This window comes from Pseudomonas sp. MWU13-3659 (genome assembly GCF_023757525.1).
Classification (GTDB): domain Bacteria; phylum Pseudomonadota; class Gammaproteobacteria; order Pseudomonadales; family Pseudomonadaceae; genus Aquipseudomonas; species Aquipseudomonas entomophila_E.
On record NZ_JAMSHW010000067.1, the window covers coordinates 1 to 3,936 of the forward strand.

Genomic DNA, 3,936 nt, shown 5'->3' on the forward strand with positions numbered 1-3,936 from the left:
TGCCAGAAGATCCAGATGGATACTCCAGCGAATTCGGATATGCGATATTTGTGGTTCGTTGCGAACTTTCGGTTCGTATCATCTTCACCACCACAATCTGCTTTCGTGCGCAGATTGCTTGGGTGTTATATGGTCAAGCCTCACGGGCAATTAGTATTGGTTAGCTCAACGCCTCACAGCGCTTACACACCCAACCTATCAACGTCGTAGTCTTCGACGGCCCTTCAGGGAGCTCAAGGCTCCAGTGAGATCTCATCTTGAGGCAAGTTTCCCGCTTAGATGCTTTCAGCGGTTATCTCTTCCGAACATAGCTACCCGGCAATGCCACTGGCGTGACAACCGGAACACCAGAGGTTCGTCCACTCCGGTCCTCTCGTACTAGGAGCAGCCCCTCTCAAATCTCAAACGTCCACGGCAGATAGGGACCGAACTGTCTCACGACGTTCTAAACCCAGCTCGCGTACCACTTTAAATGGCGAACAGCCATACCCTTGGGACCGGCTTCAGCCCCAGGATGTGATGAGCCGACATCGAGGTGCCAAACACCGCCGTCGATATGAACTCTTGGGCGGTATCAGCCTGTTATCCCCGGAGTACCTTTTATCCGTTGAGCGATGGCCCTTCCATACAGAACCACCGGATCACTAAGACCTACTTTCGTACCTGCTCGACGTGTGTGTCTCGCAGTCAAGCGCGCTTTTGCCTTTATACTCTACGACCGATTTCCGACCGGTCTGAGCGCACCTTCGTACTCCTCCGTTACTCTTTGGGAGGAGACCGCCCCAGTCAAACTACCCACCATACACTGTCCTCGATCCGGATAACGGACCTGAGTTAGAACCTCAAGGTTGCCAGGGTGGTATTTCAAGGATGGCTCCATGAGAACTGGCGTCCCCACTTCAAAGCCTCCCACCTATCCTACACAAGCAAGCTCAAAGTCCAGTGCAAAGCTATAGTAAAGGTTCACGGGGTCTTTCCGTCTAGCCGCGGATACACTGCATCTTCACAGCGATTTCAATTTCACTGAGTCTCGGGTGGAGACAGCGCCGCCATCGTTACGCCATTCGTGCAGGTCGGAACTTACCCGACAAGGAATTTCGCTACCTTAGGACCGTTATAGTTACGGCCGCCGTTTACCGGGGCTTCGATCAAGAGCTTCGCTTGCGCTAACCCCATCAATTAACCTTCCGGCACCGGGCAGGCGTCACACCCTATACGTCCACTTTCGTGTTTGCAGAGTGCTGTGTTTTTAATAAACAGTCGCAGCGGCCTGGTATCTTCGACCGGCGTGGGCTTACGCAGCAAGTGCTTCACCCTCACCGGCGCACCTTCTCCCGAAGTTACGGTGCCATTTTGCCTAGTTCCTTCACCCGAGTTCTCTCAAGCGCCTTGGTATTCTCTACCTAACCACCTGTGTCGGTTTGGGGTACGGTTCCCAGTTATCTGAAGCTTAGGAGCTTTTCTTGGAAGCATGGCATCAACCACTTCGCGCTCTAATGAGCACTCGTCATCAGCTCTCGGCCTTAAGATCCCGGATTTGCCTAAGATCTCAGCCTACCACCTTAAACTTGGACAACCAACGCCAAGCTGGCCTAGCCTTCTCCGTCCCTCCATCGCAATAACTGGAAGTACAGGAATATTAACCTGTTTTCCATCGACTACGCTTTTCAGCCTCGCCTTAGGGACCGACTAACCCTGCGTCGATTAACGTTGCGCAGGAAACCTTGGTCTTTCGGCGTGCGAGTTTTTCACTCGCATTGTCGTTACTCATGTCAGCATTCGCACTTCTGATACCTCCAGCAAGCTTCTCAACTCACCTTCACAGGCTTACAGAACGCTCCTCTACCGCATCACCAAAGGTGATACCCGTAGCTTCGGTGCATGGTTTGAGCCCCGTTACATCTTCCGCGCAGGCCGACTCGACTAGTGAGCTATTACGCTTTCTTTAAAGGGTGGCTGCTTCTAAGCCAACCTCCTAGCTGTCTAAGCCTTCCCACATCGTTTCCCACTTAACCATGACTTTGGGACCTTAGCTGACGGTCTGGGTTGTTTCCCTTTTCACGACGGACGTTAGCACCCGCCGTGTGTCTCCCATGCTCGGCACTTGTAGGTATTCGGAGTTTGCATCGGTTTGGTAAGTCGGGATGACCCCCTAGCCGAAACAGTGCTCTACCCCCTACAGTGATACATGAGGCGCTACCTAAATAGCTTTCGAGGAGAACCAGCTATCTCCGAGCTTGATTAGCCTTTCACTCCGATCCACAGGTCATCCGCTAACTTTTCAACGGTAGTCGGTTCGGTCCTCCAGTCAGTGTTACCTAACCTTCAACCTGCCCATGGATAGATCGCCCGGTTTCGGGTCTATACCCAGCGACTAAAGCGCCCTATTAAGACTCGCTTTCGCTACGCCTCCCCTATTCGGTTAAGCTCGCCACTGAATATAAGTCGCTGACCCATTATACAAAAGGTACGCAGTCACCTAACAAAGTAGGCTCCCACTGCTTGTACGCATACGGTTTCAGGTTCTATTTCACTCCCCTCTCCGGGGTTCTTTTCGCCTTTCCCTCACGGTACTGGTTCACTATCGGTCAGTCAGTAGTATTTAGCCTTGGAGGATGGTCCCCCCATGTTCAGACAAAGTTTCTCGTGCTCCGTCCTACTCGATTTCACTGGCAAGAGATTTTCGTGTACGGGGCTATCACCCACTATGGCCGCACTTTCCAGAGCGTTCCACTAATCTCAAACCAGCTTAAGGGCTGGTCCCCGTTCGCTCGCCACTACTAAGGGAATCTCGGTTGATTTCTTTTCCTCAGGGTACTTAGATGTTTCAGTTCCCCTGGTTCGCCTCTTGCACCTATGTATTCAGTACAAGATACTCAGCTTGTGCTGAGTGGGTTCCCCCATTCAGAGATCTCTGGATCACAGTCTGTTTGCCGACTCCCCAAAGCTTATCGCAGGCTACCACGTCTTTCATCGCCTCTGACTGCCAAGGCATCCACCGTATGCGCTTCTTCACTTGACCATATAACCCCAAGCAATCTGGTTATACTGTGAAGACGACATTCGCCGAAAATTCGCACGTCGCTCTTTCGAGCAGAACTCACAAATTTTACCTTAGCCTGATCCACCAGCAGTGAAACTGGTGTTCAGTCTATTTCTATCACATATCCGAATTTTTAAAGAACGATCTGACAAAAGTCAGAAATCAACATTCACATTGGAATGCTCATTTCTAAGTTCTGAGCAGTGCTGCGAAACCTGAAAGAGTGGTGGAGCCAAGCGGGATCGAACCGCTGACCTCCTGCGTGCAAGGCAGGCGCTCTCCCAGCTGAGCTATGGCCCCGTGTACTAGGCCGCACCAAGTAATTGGTAGGTCTGGGCAGATTTGAACTGCCGACCTCACCCTTATCAGGGGTGCGCTCTAACCAACTGAGCTACAGACCTATAACAGGGTCGCGTTACAGCATCGTCTTTACACAATGAATCAAGCAATTCGTGTGGGAGCTCATCAGCAGGCTGATGTCGTCGATTAAGGAGGTGATCCAGCCGCAGGTTCCCCTACGGCTACCTTGTTACGACTTCACCCCAGTCATGAATCACACCGTGGTAACCGTCCTCCCGAAGGTTAGACTAGCTACTTCTGGTGCAACCCACTCCCATGGTGTGACGGGCGGTGTGTACAAGGCCCGGGAACGTATTCACCGCAACATTCTGATTTGCGATTACTAGCGATTCCGACTTCACGCAGTCGAGTTGCAGACTGCGATCCGGACTACGATCGGTTTTGTGAGATTAGCTCCACCTCGCGGCTTGGCAACCCTCTGTACCGACCATTGTAGCACGTGTGTAGCCCAGGCCGTAAGGGCCATGATGACTTGACGTCATCCCCACCTTCCTCCGGTTTGTCACCGGCAGTCTCCTTAGAGTGCCCACCAT

Annotated in this window: 2 tRNA genes and 2 rRNA genes; all 4 read right to left on the reverse strand. The window is 52.1% G+C overall.

From position 1 onward, the window contains the following. Nucleotides 1–129 precede the first annotated feature (129 nt). Nucleotides 130–3,022, reverse strand: a 23S ribosomal RNA gene (locus NGM28_RS28210). A 245-nt stretch (nt 3,023–3,267) separates the two neighbouring features. Continuing rightward, nucleotides 3,268–3,343, reverse strand: a tRNA-Ala gene (locus NGM28_RS28215). A 24-nt stretch (nt 3,344–3,367) separates the two neighbouring features. Next, nucleotides 3,368–3,444, reverse strand: a tRNA-Ile gene (locus NGM28_RS28220). A gap of 86 nt (nt 3,445–3,530) precedes the next feature. Continuing rightward, nucleotides 3,531–3,936 (reverse strand): 16S ribosomal RNA (locus NGM28_RS28225); the annotation flags it as partial.